At 65.8% G+C, this 556-nt stretch carries 1 protein-coding gene; it reads right to left on the minus strand.

All coding sequences use genetic code 11. The features are described from left to right. Positions 1–556, minus strand: a 556-nt coding sequence (locus AC1D1T_RS32970) for a VCBS domain-containing protein (protein WP_477993579.1), incomplete at both ends; no start/stop codon positions are given.

Consider the following 556-nt stretch of genomic DNA (forward strand, 5'->3'; position numbering starts at 1 on the left):
TGACAGCGGTGTCGTTCGTGCCGTAGATGGTGACGGTGACCGACGAGCTGGTGCCATCAGCGCTCTTGACCGAGAAGGTCTCGGTCAGCGACTGATCAGCGCGCAGAGCCTGGACCGCGGCGTTATTGTTGGCCGCTGCGTAGGTCCACGTGCCATCGGTGGCGAGCGTGAAGGTGCCGTAGGTGCCGGCAGTGGCAGGCTGAGCCTGGAACACAGCTTCGCCGTTGTCGACATCGGCGACAGACAACGTGCCGCCGATGGTCAGGTTGCCCGAGCCGTTGACGGCGGTGTCTTCGGTGACGGAGCCGAAGGTGGCGCCGGAGATGACAGCTGCGTCGTTCGTGCCCTGGATGGTGACGGTGACAGAGGAGCTGGTGCCGTCGGCGCTCTTGACGGTGAAGGTTTCGGTCAGCGACTGATCGGCGCGCAGGGCTTGGATCGTCGCGTTGCTGTTGGCGGCGGCGTAAGTCCAGGTGCCGTCGGCGGCGAGCGTGAAGGTGCCGTAGGTACCCGCGGTGGCCGGCTGAGCCTGGAACACGGCCTGGCCGTTGTCGAT

The organism is Rhizobacter sp. P2_H3 (genome assembly GCF_056403355.1).